The 16,892-nt window shown below is 72.6% G+C and carries 16 protein-coding genes; 14 read left to right on the top strand and 2 right to left on the bottom strand.

The window, feature by feature from the left end; genetic code table 11:
* Positions 1-95: 95 nt before the first annotated feature.
* From ileS to ndk, 4 genes are all read left to right on the top strand, one after another.
* A complete protein-coding gene (ileS, locus tag ACP7BI_RS10540; RefSeq protein WP_425845949.1) occupies positions 96-3,410 on the top strand; it encodes an isoleucine--tRNA ligase in 3,315 nt (1,104 codons plus the stop codon).
* Complete coding sequence (locus ACP7BI_RS10535; protein ID WP_425845946.1) at positions 3,407-4,852, top strand: bifunctional folylpolyglutamate synthase/dihydrofolate synthase; 1,446 nt, start codon at positions 3,407-3,409, stop codon at positions 4,850-4,852. The genes ileS and ACP7BI_RS10535 overlap by 4 nt, the downstream gene beginning before the upstream one ends.
* Positions 4,849-5,277, top strand: a complete 429-nt coding sequence (locus ACP7BI_RS10530; protein WP_425845944.1) for a DUF4233 domain-containing protein — start codon at positions 4,849-4,851, stop codon at positions 5,275-5,277. The genes ACP7BI_RS10535 and ACP7BI_RS10530 overlap by 4 nt, the downstream gene beginning before the upstream one ends.
* Positions 5,278-5,499: 222 nt before the next feature.
* Entirely contained in the window at positions 5,500-5,910 is a 411-nt protein-coding gene (gene ndk / locus ACP7BI_RS10525; RefSeq protein ID WP_425845941.1) for a nucleoside-diphosphate kinase, read from the top strand.
* A 75-nt stretch (positions 5,911-5,985) separates the two neighbouring features.
* Here ndk and ACP7BI_RS10520 read toward each other — a convergent pair whose 3' ends face one another.
* Positions 5,986-6,603: a vitamin K epoxide reductase family protein gene (locus tag ACP7BI_RS10520; RefSeq protein ID WP_425845939.1), complete on the bottom strand. Its 618-nt coding sequence runs from the start codon at positions 6,601-6,603 to the stop codon at positions 5,986-5,988.
* Positions 6,604-6,642: 39 nt separating this feature from the next.
* Between ACP7BI_RS10520 and leuE the strand changes: the two genes are divergently transcribed.
* Positions 6,643-7,326, top strand: a complete 684-nt coding sequence (leuE, locus tag ACP7BI_RS10515; RefSeq protein WP_425845937.1) for a leucine efflux protein LeuE — start codon at positions 6,643-6,645, stop codon at positions 7,324-7,326.
* Between the two features lie 201 nt (positions 7,327-7,527).
* Complete coding sequence (locus ACP7BI_RS10510) at positions 7,528-10,050, top strand: Rne/Rng family ribonuclease (RefSeq protein ID WP_425845935.1); 2,523 nt, start codon at positions 7,528-7,530, stop codon at positions 10,048-10,050.
* Between the two features lie 59 nt (positions 10,051-10,109).
* Here the strand turns inward: ACP7BI_RS10510 and ACP7BI_RS10505 are convergent, their stop codons facing one another.
* Positions 10,110-10,391 (bottom strand): DUF4031 domain-containing protein, encoded by a 282-nt coding sequence (locus tag ACP7BI_RS10505; RefSeq protein WP_425845932.1) that lies wholly within the window; start codon positions 10,389-10,391, stop codon positions 10,110-10,112.
* 155 nt (positions 10,392-10,546) lie between these two features.
* Between ACP7BI_RS10505 and rplU the strand changes: the two genes are divergently transcribed.
* The 8 genes from rplU to ACP7BI_RS10465 all read left to right on the top strand — a co-directional run bounded on the left by rplU (position 10,547) and on the right by ACP7BI_RS10465 (position 16,892).
* On the top strand, positions 10,547-10,855 hold the full coding sequence (gene rplU, locus ACP7BI_RS10500) for a 50S ribosomal protein L21 (protein ID WP_021010989.1): 309 nt from the start codon (positions 10,547-10,549) through the stop codon (positions 10,853-10,855).
* Between the two features lie 13 nt (positions 10,856-10,868).
* Positions 10,869-11,123, top strand: a complete 255-nt coding sequence (gene rpmA / locus ACP7BI_RS10495) for a 50S ribosomal protein L27 (protein WP_211449392.1) — start codon at positions 10,869-10,871, stop codon at positions 11,121-11,123.
* A gap of 68 nt (positions 11,124-11,191) precedes the next feature.
* On the top strand, positions 11,192-12,724 hold the full coding sequence (obgE, locus tag ACP7BI_RS10490) for a GTPase ObgE (protein ID WP_425845929.1): 1,533 nt from the start codon (positions 11,192-11,194) through the stop codon (positions 12,722-12,724).
* Positions 12,721-13,572 (top strand): glutamate 5-kinase, encoded by an 852-nt coding sequence (gene proB / locus ACP7BI_RS10485; protein WP_425845927.1) that lies wholly within the window; start codon positions 12,721-12,723, stop codon positions 13,570-13,572. Before obgE ends, proB begins: the two co-directional genes overlap by 4 nt.
* A gap of 48 nt (positions 13,573-13,620) precedes the next feature.
* Positions 13,621-14,868, top strand: a complete 1,248-nt coding sequence (locus ACP7BI_RS10480; protein WP_425845924.1) for a glutamate-5-semialdehyde dehydrogenase — start codon at positions 13,621-13,623, stop codon at positions 14,866-14,868.
* 27 nt (positions 14,869-14,895) lie between these two features.
* The gene (locus ACP7BI_RS10475) at positions 14,896-15,090 is read left to right on the top strand and encodes a hypothetical protein (protein ID WP_211449385.1); all 195 of its coding nucleotides are present in this window, start codon (positions 14,896-14,898) and stop codon (positions 15,088-15,090) included.
* Positions 15,091-15,099: 9 nt separating this feature from the next.
* Positions 15,100-15,696 carry a nicotinate-nucleotide adenylyltransferase gene (nadD, locus tag ACP7BI_RS10470; RefSeq protein ID WP_031223936.1) on the top strand — a complete coding sequence of 199 codons (597 nt, stop codon included), beginning with the start codon at positions 15,100-15,102 and terminating at the stop codon, positions 15,694-15,696.
* On the top strand, positions 15,693-16,892 hold the full coding sequence (locus ACP7BI_RS10465) for a hypothetical protein (protein ID WP_425845920.1): 1,200 nt from the start codon (positions 15,693-15,695) through the stop codon (positions 16,890-16,892). Before nadD ends, ACP7BI_RS10465 begins: the two co-directional genes overlap by 4 nt.

Here is a 16,892-nt window from a genome sequence, read left to right as displayed (position 1 = left end):
TGGGCAACCGGGCACAGAGCGGCGACCCGAGCCCAGGCCCGGGCAGCAAGCGGGGTGGTACCGCGCGAGAGCGTCCCCGCATCCGAGAACCGAGGATGCAGGAGACCAGCGTGACCGACCAGCACCGCTACCCGCTCGCGAGCGGCGCGACCGACGCCGCCGGCGTCGTGGCGAGCCCCGACCTCCCCGCGCTCGAGCGCGGCATCCTCGCCTTCTGGAAGGGCGACGACACCTTCAAGGCATCGGTCGCGCAGCGCGAGGGCTGCCCCGAGTGGGTCTTCTACGACGGCCCGCCGTTCGCGAACGGCCTGCCGCACTACGGCCACCTCCTCACCGGCTACGCGAAGGACGTCTTCCCGCGCTTCCAGACGATGCGCGGCAAGCAGGTGCCGCGCGTGTTCGGCTGGGACACGCACGGCCTGCCCGCCGAGCTCGAGGCGATGAAGCAGCTCGGCATCACCGAGAAGGCGGAGATCGAGGCGATGGGCGTCGACGTCTTCAACGCCCGCGCGCGTGAGTCGGTGCTGCAGTACGTCGACGAGTGGGAGGACTACGTCACCCGCCAGGCGCGCTGGGTCGACTTCGAGGGCGGCTACAAGACGCTCGACCTCTCCTACATGGAGAGCGTCATCTGGGCGTTCAAGGAGCTCCACGACAAGGGCCTCGCCTATGAGGGCTACCGCGTGCTGCCCTACTGCTGGCGCGACGAGACGCCGCTGTCGAACCACGAGCTGCGCATGGACGACGACGTCTACCAGGACCGGCAGGACACGACGCTCACCGTCACGTTCCCGTTCCGAGGAGAGAAGGCGGATGCGTCGGGCCTCACGGGTGTCAAGGCGCTCGCGTGGACGACGACCCCGTGGACGCTGCCGACGAACATGGCGCTCGCGGTCGGCCCCGAGATCGAGTACGTCGTCGTGCCCGCGGGCCCCAACGGCACGACGGCCGGCGGGGGCTCCTTCCTGCTCGCCGCCGCGACCGTGCCCGCCTACGCGAAGGACCTCGGCTACGACGACGCCGAAGCGGCGCTCGCGGCCGTGACCCGCACCGTGAGCGGTGCCGAGCTCGCCGACGTCGAGTACGAGCCGCTCTTCGACTTCTTCGCCGACGCATCCGTCTGGGGCACCGAGCGCGCCTTCCGCGTGCTCGTCGACGACTACGTCGCCACCGGCGAGGGCACGGGGATCGTGCACCAGGCACCCGCCTACGGCGAGGACGACCAGCGCGTGACGGCCGCCGCGGGCATCCCGACCATCCTCTCGGTCGACGACGGCGGCCGCTTCCTCGACAGCGTGCCGCCCGTCGCCGGCCAGCAGGTCTTCGACGCCAACAAGTCGCTCTCGAAGCTCCTGAAGGACGCCGGCCGGGTGCTGCGCCAGGCCTCCTACGTGCACTCCTACCCGCACTGCTGGCGCTGTCGGAACCCGCTCATCTACAAGGCCGTCTCGAGCTGGTTCGTGCGCGTCACCGAGATCAAGGACGACCTGCTCGCCGCGAACGAGCAGATCACCTGGGTGCCCGAGAACGTCAAGCACGGGCAGTTCGGCAAGTGGCTCGAGGGCGCCCGCGACTGGTCGATCAGCCGCAACCGCTACTGGGGCAGCCCCATCCCGGTGTGGAAGAGCGACGACCCGAACCACCCGCGCGTCGACGTCTACGGCTCGCTCGACGAGCTCGAGCGCGACTTCGGCGTGCGCCCGACCGACCTGCACCGACCGGCGATCGACGAGCTCACCCGCCCGAACCCCGACGACCCGACGGGGAGGAGCACGATGCGGCGCATCCCCGACGTGCTCGACGTGTGGTTCGACTCCGGCTCGATGCCGTTCGCGCAGTTCCACTACCCGTTCGAGAACGAGCAGTGGTTCGCCGAGCACAGCCCCGCCGACTACATCGTCGAGTACATCGGTCAGACGCGCGGCTGGTTCTACGTCATGCACGTGCTCTCGGTCGCGCTCTTCGGGCGGCCGGCGTTCGAGAACGTCATCAGCCACGGCATCATCCTCGGCGACGACGGCTTCAAGGCCTCGAAGTCGCGCCGCAACTACCCCGACGTCAACGAGTCGTTCGACGCCTACGGCTCGGATGCGGTGCGCTGGAACCTGCTGCAGGGCTCGATCCTGCGGGGCGGCAACTTCGTCGTCTCGGAGGAGGGCATCCGCGAGGCGCTGCGGCAGTTCCACCTCCCGCTGTGGTCGACGTGGTACTTCTTCGCGACCTACGCCAACCGCGCCGTCGACGGCGAGCCGTACCTCGCGCAGCGCTCGACCGAGTCGACCGACGTCCTCGACCGCTACATCCTCGCGAAGCTCCGGAAGACCGTGGAGACGACGACGGATGCGCTCGAGCGGCTCGACGCGACGGGCGCGACCTGGGCGGTGCGCGAGTTCCTCGACGTGCTGACCAACTGGTACGTGCGGCGCTCGCGCGACCGGTTCTGGCTCGGTGTCGCCGCGGACGGCTCGGGCTCGCAGGCCTTCGACACCCTCTGGACCGTGCTCGAGACGCTTTCGCGCATCGCCGCGCCGCTCTCGCCGCTCGTCACGGAGGAGGTCTGGAAGGGCCTCACGGGCGGCCGCTCGGTGCACCTCACCGACTGGCCCGACGTCGCCGACCTGCCTGCCGACGACGAGCTCGTGCGGCAGATGGATGCCGTGCGCGCGATCGCGAGCGTCGGCAACGCCCTGCGCAAGCAGGCGAGGAAGCGCGTGCGGCTGCCGCTGCCGACGCTCACGGTCGTCGGCTCGGTCGACGTCGCGCCGTTCCGCGCGGTGCTGCAGGACGAGCTCAACGTGCGGCAGGTCGTGCTCGAGGAGGCGGATGATGGCTCGCTCGAGCGCTACGGCATCTCGCGCCGGCTGCAGGTCAACGCGCGCGCCGCGGGACCGCGCCTCGGCAAGGACGTGCAGCGCGCCATCCAGGCGGCGCGCGCCGGCGACTGGGTCGCGGCGGACGGCGTCGTGACCGCGGGCGGCATCGCGCTGCAGGAGGGCGAGTTCGAGCTCGCGCTCGAGGTGGCCGACGAGTCTGCCGCCGTGGGCTTCCTGCCCGGCGGCGGCTTCGTCGTGCTCGACACCGCCACGACGCCAGAGCTCGAGGCCGAGGGCCTCGCGCGCGACGTCGTGCGCGCCGTGCAGCAGGCCCGCAAGGAGGCCGGGCTCGACGTCTCCGACCGCATCCGCCTCGAGCTCGGCTCCGACGAGCACGGCGTGCGGGCGCTCGAGGCGAACCGCGAGCTCGTGATGGCCGAGACGCTCGCGCTCGAGCTGACCCTCGACCGCGTCGACGACACGATGGGCGAGCTCGCCGACGGCCGCACGGCGCACCGCGTGGGCGACGGCTCGCCGCTCGCGATCGCGCTCGAGCGCGTCGAGGCTGGGCGCGACCGCGTGGAGGTGGGCGCGTGAGCGAGCACGACGACGTCGACGACCGCATCCTCGAGTCGCTCGAGCACGCCGAGGCGGCGCGCGAGGCCTACGAGGCGCTGCTCTCGCGCGCGGGGGAGCAGGCGGTCGAGCCGCGCATCGAGGCGACCCGGCGCGCGGTAGAGCTGCTCGGCGACCCGCAGCGCTCCTACCGCATCATCCACATCACCGGCACGAACGGCAAGGGTTCGACCGCCCGCATCGCCGACGCGCTGCTGCGCGCGCACGGCCTCCGCACGGGCGTGCTCACGAGCCCGCACCTCGAGCGCGTGAACGAGCGCATCCTCATCGACGGGGAACCCGTCTCGGACGAGGCGTTCGCGCGCAACTACGAGGAGATCGCGCCCGTGCTCGAGCTCGTCGACCGCGAGCTCGAGGCGGCGGGGCAGCGGCGGCTGACGTTCTTCGAGGCCTTCACGGTGCTCGCACTCTCGGTGCTCGCGGATGCGCCGGTCGACGTCGCGGTGCTCGAGGTCGGCATGGGCGGCAGGTGGGACTCGACGAACGTCGCCGACGGCGACGTCGCGGTCATCACGCCCATCGCCCTCGACCACACGAACCGGCTCGGCTCGACGGTCGAGGCGATCGCGCGCGAGAAGGCCGGCATCATCAAGCCCGACGCGATCGTCGTCTCGGCGCAGCAGCAGCCCGAGGCCCTCGCGGTGCTCGAGGCGCGCGCGGCCGAGGTCGGCGCGCGGCTGCTCGTCGAGGGGCGCGAGTTCGCACTCTCGGGCCAAGCGGTCGCCGTGGGCGGCCAGCTCATCACCGTGCGCGGCCTCGCGGCCGAGTACATCGACCAGCTCGTGCCGCTCATGGGCGCGCACCAAGGCGCGAACGCGACGCTCGCGCTCGTCGCGGTCGAGGCCTTCCTCGGCGGCGGCTCCCAGCCGATGACCGCCGAGGTGCTCGCCGACGGCTTCGCCGCCGCGTCGTCGCCCGGTCGCCTCGACGCCGTCGGCGCGCATCCGCTCGTCATCCTCGACGCCGCGCACAACCCGCACGGCGCGGCGGCGCTGCGCACCGCGCTCAGCGAGTTCTTCGGCCTCGAGCGGGTCACGCTCGTGCTCGGCGTGCTCGCCGGCAAGGACGCGACCGGCGTGCTGACCGCGCTCGAGAGCGTCGTCGACGAGGTCGTCATCACGCAGTCGACGTCCGAGCGCGCGCTCGACGCCGACGAGCTCGCCGCGCAGGCCGTGGCCGTGCTCGGCGCCGACCGGGTCGTCGTCGAGCCCGACCTCTCGACCGCGGTCGAGGCGGCGCGCGAGGCGGCGACCGATCGCGGCGGCGCGGTCGTCGTCACCGGTTCGATCACGCTGCTCGGCGACGTGCTCGGCCACGCGCGCGAGGCGGGCTGGCTGCTGCGACCCGACGCGCGCAGGCAGGCGGCGACGGTCGAGGTCACCGACGAGGAGGGGCAAGCATGAGCGAGCCGATGGCGCAGGACGAGCCGATGGCGCAGGCTGAGGGGGCGGCGAAGCGTCGCCCGCGCCCCGCGCGCGGCGCGATGGAGGCGCTGCTTCGCATCGTGCACGGCCTCGAGGTCGCGGGCATCGCGTTCGGCGCCCTCGCCTCGTGGGGTGTCACGCGAGACTGGCCGGCGCCCGTCGCCTTCGTGGCGGTCGGCTTCGCGCTCATCGCGACGATGCCGCTGCTCGCGCGCCCGTGGGGCTGGCTCGTGAGCCTCGCGCTGCAGGTCGCGGTCGCGGCGCTCACGGTGTTCGAGCCCGTCTGGGGCGTCGTCGCGGCGGTGCTCATCGGCCTGTGGATCTACTGCTTCGTCAAGGCGCGCGGCATCGAGCGGCGGCGCCGCGCCTCGGGCCTCGACCCGCGGGGCGCGCCCGGCACCTGACCCGGCCCGGGGGTGCGCAGCCGTGAGCCGTCGAGCATGTGCACGCTCTTGCGGCTCGCCGCGTCGCCAGGCCGCAACAGCGTGCACATCCCGCGTGCGCCGCGGATCCGTGTGCACGCTCTTGCGGTGCGACAGGCGTTCGAGCCGCAGCAGCGTGCACACGGCTGCTGGGCGCGCCGCCCCGCGGCGTCCCGGCCGCATGGCGTCGGTAGGCTGGAGCCCATGCAGAGCACCCTCGTCCTCATCAAGCCCGACGGCGTCCAGCGCCAGCTGACCGGCGCGATCCTCGCGCGCATCGAGGCCAAGGGGTACGTCGTCGCCGACCTGCGCATGGTGCAGCCCGAGCGGGCGCTGCTCGAGGAGCACTACGACGAGCACCGCGGCAAGCCGTTCTTCGAGCCGCTCGTCGAGTTCATGCTCTCGGGCCCGTCCGTCGCGATCCGCCTCGAGGGCGACCGCGTCATCGAGGGCTTCCGCTCGCTCGCCGGCACGACCGACCCCACGACCGCCGCGCCCGGCACGATCCGCGGTGACTTCGGCCGCGACTGGGGCCTCAAGGTGCAGCAGAACCTCGTGCACGGCTCCGACTCCGAGGAGTCGGCCGGGCGCGAGCTCGCCCTCTGGTTCGCCTGACCCGTTCATCGAACTTCCCTCAACCGCGACGATCGCGCCCGGCCGTCCGCAGTTCGGGGAAGTTCGACACTCGCGCTAGAAGGCGAAGAGGAACCGGGGGATGCCCGGCAGTACGATCATGATCGTCAGCACGACGATCACGGCGAGCGCGAGCGAGAGCACCCAGCCCCAGCTCGAGAAGCGGGCGGCGGTGCGCCGCAGCCCCGCGGGTGCCGGCAGCGCGCCGGCGCCGAGCGCCCACGTCCAGAGCGGGAACGCCATCGCGTACATCGCCATCCAGACGAGGAAGCACCAGGGGCACACGAAGCCCAGCACGAAGACCGACTGCTGCGCGAGCCACAGCACGAACACGAGCCCGCCGAGCACGCCGATCGAGAAGACCGTCCACACCCACCGCGGCATCGCGACGCGACCGAGCGTCAGCGCCCCCATGATGATCGGAGCCGGGAACGCCATGAGCCCGAGGAAGGGGTTCGGGAAGCCGAACAGCCTGCCCTGCTCCGACTCCATCGCGCCGGAGCACGACAGGAACGGGTTGAGGTCGCACGAGAGCAGCTCCTCCGGGTGGAGCAGCAGCTCGATGCGCTCGACCGAGAGCGCGAGCGCGCCCGCGAGCCCCGTGAGCCCGGTGATGATGAGCAGCACGCCGAGCCACACGGGCGCGGCGATGTGGGCGGGTCGAGCGTCTGACATGGTGCCTCCTGCTCAGCATCCTGTCAGCCCGGGGGAGCGATGAGCTTCGACGCGGCGACTCTCACAGCATTCACCTTGGGTGCGATCGCCATCGTGCTGCTGCCGGGCGCGAACAGCCTCTTCGTCGCCACCACGTCGCTGCGCGCCGGTCGCGGGCCCGGCTTCCGCGCGATGCTCGGCGTCTTCCTCGGCGACGCGATCCTCATGGTGCTCGCGGTGCTCTCGGCGCAGGCGCTCTCCGCCAACCCGGTCGTCTACACCGTGCTCATCTGGGCCGGCGCCCTCTACCTGTGCTGGCTCGCGCTCGGCCTCGTGCGCAGCGCGCTCGTGCGCCTGCGCGCCAAGCTGCGGCGCACCGCCGAGCCGGAGCCGAGCGAGAGCCCCATCAGCCCGTCGACCGCGCCCAACCCGATCATCGCCGAGCCGCGCCTGCGCCCGTTCCGCACCGCGCTCGTGACGAGCCTGCTGAACCCGAAGGCGATCCTGTTCTTCGCCTCGTTCTTCCTGCAGTTCATCGACCCGGCCTCGCCGACCCCGCTCGCCGACCTGCTCGTGCTCATGCTCATCATCGAGGGCCTCTCGGCGGCGTACCTCACGGTGCTCGTGCTCATCGGCGCGAACATCGGCCGCCGGGTGCAGCCGCACGGCTGGCTCGCCATCATCGGCACCCTCGTCGCCGCGCTCGGCTTCCTCGCGCTCGCGGTGCGGGTCGTGCTGCCCTGAGCGTCGGCAGCGGTCCCGCGGAGCACGTGCGGTAGACTTCCCGCAGCGTCCGACGGGCGCTCGCACAGGTTTTCCGGGCGGCACCGCCGACCCGGGTCGTCCCCGCGAGGGGGGCGGAAGGAAGGATTCGCGCCGGGGCGCGCCCCGTTCGCGACAGAGATGACGACCGGCGGCGCCGGTCGTGGCAGGAGCGCGCCAGCGATGGTGGACAACGACACGACCCTCCCCGAAGAGCCGACGACGGCGACGGGGGCAGCAGAGACGACCGAGCCCGAGGCGCAGAAGGCGCCGCGCAGGCGCGTCGCGACGCGCCGCAAGGCGGCACCCGAGGCGGCCGCGTCCCCGGAGACGGCGGATGCGTCGGCGGACACGGCGGTCGCGTCGCCCGAGCAGGCGGTCGCGTCGCCCCAGCAGGCGGCGGTCGCCGAGCCCGCGCAGCAGCCCGAGGCGCCGGCCGACTCGCTCACCGAGTCGGGGGAGCAGGAGCCCGGCCACGAGCCCGGCCTCGCCGACCCCGGCAAGCCCGCCGACGCATCCGGCTCGGAGGACGCGACCCAGGACGCGCCCAGCGAGGACGACCCCATCGCCGCCGCGCGCACGCTGCCCGAGCTGCCCGCCGGGCCCTTCGGCCTGCTCTTCCACGCCCCCGACCTCGAGCGGCTCCCGACGCTGCCGCCGCTGCGCGCGGAGCTCGACGACGAGGACGACGAGGACGACGAGGGCGACGACCAGCAGGACGGCCGGCGCTCGCGCCGCTCGCGCTCGCGGTCGCGCTCGCGCCGCACCGAGGACGAGAAGCCGCTCATCACCGAGCCGCAGAAGGTGCGCGGCTCGACCCGGCTCGAGGCGAAGCGCCAGCGCCGCCGCGAGGGCCGCGACGCCGGTCGCCGCCGCACGGTCGTGACCGAGACCGAGTTCCTCGCTCGCCGCGAGGCCGTCGAGCGGCAGATGATCGTGCGCTCGAAGCACGACCGCGTGCAGCTCGCGGTGCTCGAGGACGGCGTGCTCGTCGAGCACTACGTCGCGAAGGCGAGCGAGTCGAGCCTCATCGGCAACGTCTACCTCGGCCGCGTGCAGAACGTGCTGCCGAGCATGGAGGCCGCCTTCGTCGACATCGGCCGCGGCCGCAACGCCGTGCTCTACTCGGGCGAGGTCGACTGGGATGCCGCCGAGCTCGAGGGCCAGCCGCGCAAGATCGAGCTCGCGCTCAAGCCCGGCGACACGGTGCTCGTGCAGGTCACGAAGGATCCGGTCGGCCACAAGGGCGCCCGGCTCACGAGCCAGATCTCGCTGCCCGGCCGCTACCTCGTGTCGGTGCCCGGCGGCTCGATGAACGGCATCTCCCGCAAGCTGCCCGACACCGAGCGCGCTCGCTTGAAGAAGATCCTGAAGCAGGTGCTGCCGGAAGGCGTCGGCGTCATCGTGCGCACGGCCGCGGAGGGCGCGACCGAGGAGCAGCTGACGCGCGACGTCGAGCGCCTCACGCGCCAGTGGGAGCGCATCCAGCAGCTCCGGAACGGCTCCGCGCCGCAGCGCCTGCACGCCGAGCCCGACCTGCTCGTGAAGATCGTCCGCGACGTCTTCAACGAGGACTTCTCGAAGCTCATCATCCAGGGCTCGGAGGCGCTCACCACGATCCGCGAGTACCTCGAGGCGATCGCGCCCGACCTGCTCGACCGGGTCGAGGCCTACGAGGGCACTGACGACCCCTTCGACCACTTCCGCATCGCGGAGCAGATCGACAAGGCGCTCGACCGCAAGGTGTGGCTGCCCTCCGGCGGCTCGCTCGTCATCGACCGCACCGAGGCGATGACCGTCGTCGACGTCAACACCGGCCGCTTCGTCGGCGCGGGCGGCAACCTCGAGGAGACGGTCACCAAGAACAACCTCGAGGCGGCCGAGGAGATCGTGCGCCAGCTGCGGCTGCGCGACATCGGCGGCATCATCGTGATCGACTTCATCGACATGGTGCTCGAGTCGAACCGCGACCTCGTGCAGCGGCGCCTCATCGAGTGCTTGAGCCGCGACCGCACGAAGCACCAGGTGGCGGAGGTCACGAGCCTCGGGCTCGTGCAGATGACGCGCAAGAAGCTCGGCCTCGGCCTGCTCGAGACCTACTCGGAGCCGTGCGAGATCTGCGCGGGCCGCGGCGTCATCGTGCACCACGAGCCCGTCTCGAAGCCGCAGCGCCAGCAGCAGGAGAACGGCGGCCCGGGCGGCGGCGGTCGCCGTCGCGGCCGCGGCAAGCAGGGCGAGCAGCAGCCCGAGCAGCACCAGCAGCAGCAGGGCGGCAGCAACGGCGGCACGCACGCGATCACGGACGACATGCGCAAGGGCCTGTCCCAGATCGCGGCTGCGGCGAAGGGCAAGTCGGCTGAGGCCGAGCAGCCTGCCGCCGAGCAGCCTGCCGCCGAGCATCCGGCCGTCGAGCAGCCCGGGGGCGAGCAGGGCCGGCGCGAGCGCCCCTCCGGCAAGGTGCAGCCCTCGAAGGCCGCGGTCGAGGCTGTCGCCGCCGAGCCGGTCGTGACGATCCTCGACATCCCGGTCGAGCCCAAGCAGGAGCAGCCGGCCGAGAAGGTGAGCGAGCGCGACCTCGACGGGCTGCTCGGCGGCGCGCTCGACGCGCTCGCCGCGCCCGCGCCGGGGACGGGCAAGGCCGCGCGCCGCTCGCGCCGCGCCTCGTCGGGCGTCATCACGGCGAAGCCCGACGACCTGAACCGCTGATCGAGCAGGTCGCGAAGCGGCCGTGTCGAGATCATCCGTCTCGATGCGGTGCTACGCGCCTACTCGACGAGCGGCGGCCGCCGGTCCCGCTCCTTCACGCGCAGCCCGCTCGCGATGAGCCGCTTCACGAGCACCTTCGGCGGCACCTGCTCGGCGCCCATCGCGACGAGCTCGGCGATGCGCTCGGCGGGCACGTCGTAGTGGTCGTGGTCGAACCCGCGCCGCGGGAGCCCCGCCGCGCGCGCGAACGCGTGCAGCTCGTCGAGCGACGCGTCGCTCACGAGGTGCGCCCACATCGTGCCGTGGTTCGGCCAGAGCGGCTCGTCCACCAGGATCGCCATGCGCCCACGGTAGCGCCGCCACGCGGGGCGGCGCTGTTGACCGGCATGGCTCGCGACGTGTATCGTTGTTCGCTGGCGCTCGTCGCAGTTCCTTGCGCGCGCTACAAGCTTCGTCCCGGCCCTGCCGGGAGTCGTTCCAACAGTGAGGATCCAACGTGGTGTACGCAATCGTGCGCGCCGGCGGCCGGCAGGAGAAGGTCGAGGTCGGCACCGTGCTCGTCGTCGACCGCATCGCCGGTGACGACAACGGCAACGTCGAGCTGGCCCCCGTGCTGCTCGTCGACGGCGACAAGGTCACGACCGACGCCGACGCGCTCGCCAAGGTCAAGGTGACGGCCGAGGTCGTGACCGACCTGCGCGGCCCGAAGATCCGCATCCAGCACTACCGCAACAAGACCGGCTACAAGCGCCGCATGGGCCACCGTTCGGAGCTCACGCGCCTCAAGGTCACCGGCATCAAGTAAGGGAGCCGCAGACATGGCACACAAGAAGGGCGCATCGTCCACCCGCAACGGCCGTGACTCGAACGCGCAGCGCCTCGGCGTCAAGCGCTTCGGCGGCCAGGTCGTCAAGGCCGGCGAGATCATCGTCCGCCAGCGCGGCACCCACTTCCACCCCGGCGCCGGCGTCGGTCGTGGCGGCGACGACACCCTGTTCGCCCTCGAGGCGGGCTCGGTCGAGTTCGGCACGAAGGGCGGCCGCAAGGTCGTCAACATCGTCGCCGCTGGCTGACACGCGACACACCCGATGAACGGGGCGGGCTTCGGCTCGCCCCGTTCTCGCATCGAGAGGAGACCTCCGTGGCGACATTCGTCGACCAGGTGACGCTGCACCTGCGCGCAGGGAACGGCGGCCACGGCTGCGTCTCCGTCAAGCGCGAGAAGTTCAAGCCGCTCGCCGGCCCCGACGGCGGCAACGGCGGCGACGGCGGCGACATCGTGCTCGTCGCCGACAACCAGGTGACGACGCTGCTCGGCTACCACCGCAACCCGCACCGCGCGAGCGAGAACGGCCAGCCCGGCATGGGCGACCACCGCTCGGGCACGACGGGCTCCGACCTCGTGCTCCCGGTGCCGGTCGGCACGGTGGTGTCGGATGCGTCGGGCGAGCAGCTCGCGGACCTCTCGCAAGCGGGCATGCGGATCGTCGTCGCCGAGGGCGGCCAGGGCGGGCTCGGCAACGCCGCGCTGTCGAACCAGAAGCGCCGGGCCCCCGGCTTCGCGCTGCTCGGCACGCCGGGCTTCGAGGGCGACGTCACGCTCGAGCTCAAGACCGTCGCCGACGTCGCGCTCGTGGGCTTCCCGAGCGCCGGCAAGTCGAGCCTCGTCGCCGCGATGTCGGCCGCGCGGCCGAAGATCGCCGACTACCCGTTCACGACGCTGCACCCCAACCTCGGGGTCGTCGAGTCGGGCCAGTCGCGCTACACGATCGCCGACGTGCCGGGCCTCATCGAGGGCGCGAGCGAGGGCAAGGGGCTCGGGCTCGAGTTCCTGCGCCACGTCGAGCGCTGCTCGGCGCTCCTGCACGTCATCGACTGCGCGACGCTCGACCCCGGCCGCGACCCCGTGACCGACCTGCAGGTCATCCTGCGCGAGCTCGCCGCCTACCCCGTGCCCGAGGGCCAGACGCCGCTGCTCGAGCGGCAGCAGCTCGTCGCGCTCAACAAGATCGACGTGCCCGAGGCCGCCGAGCTCGCCGCGTTCGTGCGCGAGGAGATCGAGGCGATGGGCTTCCGGGTCTTCGAGATCTCGACCGTCGCGCACAAGGGCCTGCGTGAGCTCTCGTTCGCGCTCGCCGAGATCGTCGAGGCCGACCGCGCCGCGAAGGCCGCCGAGCCCGCGCCCGAGCGGATCGTGCTGCGGCCGCGCGCGATCGACGAGGCCGGCTTCAAGGTCAAGGTCGAGGGCTCCCACGCCGGGCCCGTGTACCGCATCCTGGGTGCGAAGCCCGAGCGCTGGGTGCAGCAGACCGACTTCCAGAACGACGAGGCCGTCGGATACCTCGCCGACCGGCTCGCGAAGCTCGGCACCGAGGAGGCGCTGCTCAAGGCAGGCGCCGTCCCCGGCGCGACGGTCGTCATCGGTCCGGGCGCCGGCATCGTCTTCGACTGGGAGCCGACGATCGCCTCGGCCGCCGAGCTCGTCGGCAACCGCGGCACCGACCCGCGCCTCGATCGCAACGACCGGCGCACGACCGCCGAGCGGCGCGACCAGTACCACCGCCGCATGGACGCCAAGCAGGCCGCGCGCGACGAGCTCGGCACCGAGCGCGAAGCCGGCCTCTGGAACGACGACGAGGGCTTCGAGGTGCAGCGCTGGGAAGACGAGGGATGACGCGGCTCGACCTCACCGCCGGCGAGCGCGTCGTCGTCAAGGTCGGCTCCTCGTCCATCTCGGGCGAGCGCCGCGGCCAGATCGAGCCGCTCGTCGACGCCCTCGCCCGGCTCCACCGCTCGGCCGAGGTCATCCTCGTCTCCTCCGGCGCCATCTCGACCGGGATGCCCTACCTCGGGCTCGAGTCGCGGCCCGTCGACCTGCCGATGCAGCAGGCTGCGGCCGCGGTCGGTCAGAACGTGCTCATGAACCGCTACCAGCGGAGCCTCTCGCGGCACGAGGTCGTCGCGGCGCAGATCCTGCTGACGGCCTCCGACATGGAGCTCGACTCGCACCGCGTGAACGCGCGCAACGCGCTCGAGCGGCTGCTCGAGCTGCGGATGCTGCCGATCGTCAACGAGAACGACACCGTCGCGACGCACGAGATCCGCTTCGGCGACAACGACCGGCTCGCGGCGCTCGTCGCGCGGCTCGTCGGTGCCGACCGGCTCATCCTGCTCTCGGACATCGAGGCGCTCCGCACGGCGCCGCCGGACGAGGCCGGCTCCGAGCCGATCGAGCACGTGCCCTTCGGCGACCCGCTCGAGGGGGTGCGCCTCGGCGCCTCCGGCTCGCACATCGGCTCCGGCGGCGCGATGACGAAGGTCGACGCGGCGCGGCTCGCGGCCGAGGCGGGCGTCACGGTCACCGTCACCGCGACGCCGCTGCTCGACCGGCTGCTCTCGGGTGAGCGGCTCGGCACCGAGTTCGAGGCGAACCCCGCGCGGTGGAGCTTGGAGCAGAGGCACGTTCGTGCCTCTGCCGCGACCCCAGCGCCGGAGCCCGACCCGGGCTCCGGGACCGGCTGAGCGCTCGCGCAGCCCGATCGAGCTCGCGGCGGCTCCTAGGATCGAGGCATGGCCGATGACCTCGACGCGCTGCTGACCGACTCGAAGCGGGCCTCCCGCGCGCTCGGCGTCGCGCCGGCGGGTCAGCGGCACGAGGCGATCCGCGCGATCGCGGCCGCGATCGAGCAGGCGACCGACCGCATCCTCGCCGCCAACGCCGAGGACCTCGAGCGCGGCCGCGCGAGCGGCCTCGCCGACGGTCTGCTCGACCGGCTGCTGCTCGACGAGGGGCGCATCGCCGGTCTCGCCGCCGCCGCGCGCGCGCTCGCCGAGCTGCCCGACCCGATCGGCGAGGTGCTGCGGGAGCGCACGCTGCCCAACGGGCTCGAGCTCACCGAGGTGCGCGTGCCCTTCGGCGTCGTCGGCGTCATCTACGAGGCGCGCCCGAACGTCACGGTCGACCTCGCGTGCATCGGGCTCGGCTCCGGCAACGCCGTCGTGCTGCGCGGCGGCTCGGCCGCCGGGCGCACGAACGCCGCGCTCGTCGAGGCGATCCAGGATGCGGCGGCCGGCGAGGGACTGCCGCGCGAGGTCGTGCAGACGATCGACCGCTTCGGCCGCGACGGCGCCGGGCGGCTCATGCGCGCCCGCGGCCTCATCGACCTGCTCGTGCCGCGGGGGAGCGCCGCGCTCATCGACCGCGTCGTGACCGAGTCGACCGTGCCCGTCATCGAGACCGGTGCCGGCGTCGTGCACGCCTTCGTCGACCGCAGCGCCGACCTCCCGATGGCGCTCGACATCGTGCTCAACGCGAAGACGCAGCGCACGAGCGTCTGCAACGCGCTCGAGACGGTGCTCGTGCACCGCGACATCGCCGAGACCGCGGTGCCCACGATCGCGGTCGCGCTGCAGCAGGCGGGCGTGACGATCCACGCCGACGGCGCGCTGCCGGGCGTCGACGGCGCCGAGCCGCTCCGCGACGGCGGCTGGGCGACCGAGCACCTCTCGATGGACGTCGCGATCGGCGTCGTCGACGACCTCGACGCCGCGATCGAGCACGTGAACGCATTCGGCACCCACCACACCGACACGATCATCACCGACGACCCGGATGCGGCGGCCAGGTTCCTCGCCGAGGTCGACTCCGCGGTCGTCATGCACAACGCATCCACCCGATTCACCGACGGCGGCGAGTTCGGCTTCGGCGCCGAGGTGGGCATCTCGACGCAGAAGGCGCACGCGCGCGGCCCGATGGGCCTGCCGGAGCTCACGAGCACGAAGTGGATCGTGCGGGGCTCCGGCCAGGTGCGGGCCTGACCGATCCGACCGCGATAGGCTTGCACCATGACGCTGATCACGCTGACCTCGGCCCTGCTCGAGGCCTCGCTCGAGGCCGAGGGCGACTCCGCTTCGGCATTCGGGCCCTACATCGCCGCGGGCATCACCGCCGCCGTCTTCATCATCTCGGCGATCGTGCTGCGATCGTTCCGCGACGTCGCGCACCGCTCCGAGCGGCACGACGTGCACGGCAACGCCTGATCCGCCTCCGTGGCTGAGCGCCGCCGACGCCTCGGCATCATGGGCGGCACGTTCGATCCCGTCCACAACGGCCACCTCGTCGCCGCGAGCGAGGTCGCGCACCACTTCGCGCTCGACGAGGTCGTCTTCGTGCCGACCGGCGAGCCCTACCAGAAGCGCAACGTCTCGCCGAGCGAGGACCGCTACCTCATGACGGTCATCGCGACCGCCTCGAACCCGCGCTTCCGCGTCAGCCGCATCGACATCGACCGCGGCGGCCCCACCTACACGATCGACACGCTCCGCGACGTGCGTGCGGCGCATCCCGATGCCGAGCTCTTCTTCATCACCGGGGCGGATGCGTTCACCTCGATCGTGGAGTGGAAGGACGCCGACGAGCTCTGGGAGCTCGCGCACTTCGTCGCCGTGACCCGCCCGGGCCACCACCTGTCGGTGCAGGACTATCCGCGAGAGCGTGTCTCGGAGCTGGAGATCCCCGCCCTTGCGATATCCTCGACCGATTGCCGTGCGCGCGTTCGCGCCGGATATCCCGTCTGGTACCTCGTGCCCGACGGGGTGGTTCAATACATCAGCAAGCACGACCTGTACCGGAGACTGACAGCATGACCGATGCGAACGAGGGGCGCCCGCTCACCCGGCGTCAGCTTCGCGAGCTCGAGCGCGCTGCAGAGCTGGCCCGCACCGGCGGAGTCCCGCCGGTCCCCGATGCAGCGGAGCGCGAGCAGCTGAGCGACGAGCCCGAGCGGCTCGGCCGCCACTCCACCCCGAGCGTCCCCGCGGCGCCGGAGGAGACGCAGCCGCTCGAGGCGCAGCTCGCCGTCGACGGGACCGTGGCCGAGCCTGTCTCCGATGCCGAGCCCGAGCTCGCGCCGCAGCCTGAGCTCACCCCCGAGCCCGCGCCGCAGCCCTCGAAGCCCCTCGGCCGCTTCTTCGGCCGCAAGAAGGCCGCCGAGGCGCAGCAGGCGCCCATCGACCTGCCCGAGACCGTCGCGATGGACCGCGTCGACGCCGACGAGGCCGAGCGCGCCGAGGTCATCGAGGCCGAGGTCGAGCCGGCCCCGCCCGCCCAGCAGTCCACCGCATCCGTGCCCGCGCCCTGGTCGGCGCGTCGCTCGAGCGTGCAGGTCGACGACGTGCAGGGCCTCGACACCGTCGACGACCACGAGCTCGACAGCCTCGAGATCGACGAGGTCATCGTCGAGCAGCCGCGGGTCTCGGCGCACCGCATCGCCGAGTCGACGCCCGCGCAGCTCGAGGACAAGCGCGCCGCCGAGGCCGAGGAGGAGCCGACCCCGACGGGGCCGAGCCGCGGCCAGTCGCAGCGACTGCCGGTCATCGTCAACGTCGTCTCCGACACGTCCGAGCACCACATCGCCGACCTCCGCGACCAGGGCGTCGCGACGAGCGGCAGCGGCTCCTCGACCTCGTCCTTCACCGCGAACGCGCTCGTGCTGCCCGCCGGCACCGACAGCCCCGACTTCCAGCTCGAGGGCGAGGACGGGCTACTCGTCACCGGCTCGATCGACGTGCCCGAGGGCTTCGCGTCGTCTGGTCGCGGCAGCGCCTCGATCGACGGCAGCGATGTCGACGCCGAGGTCGCCGAGGGCGAGGTCTCGAGCCCCGAGACGGCACCCGTGCGCGCCTCGAAGGCCGTCTCGTCCTACGCGAACGCCCGCGTGCAGATCGCGCCGCAGAAGCAGCGCACGAATGTCGTCCCGGTCGCGATCGGCGCCGGCGCCGGCGTGTTCGTCGCGGGCGTCGTCGGCGTCATCGTCTGGGCCCTCTCGCAGGGGATCCTCTGA

Origin of the sequence: Agrococcus sp. TSP3-2-1 (assembly GCF_049897585.1) — a bacterium.
Classification (GTDB): Bacteria; Actinomycetota; Actinomycetes; order Actinomycetales; family Microbacteriaceae; genus Agrococcus.
Note: the sequence above shows the minus strand (reverse complement) of the source record. Positions and strands in the feature narration are given on the sequence as shown.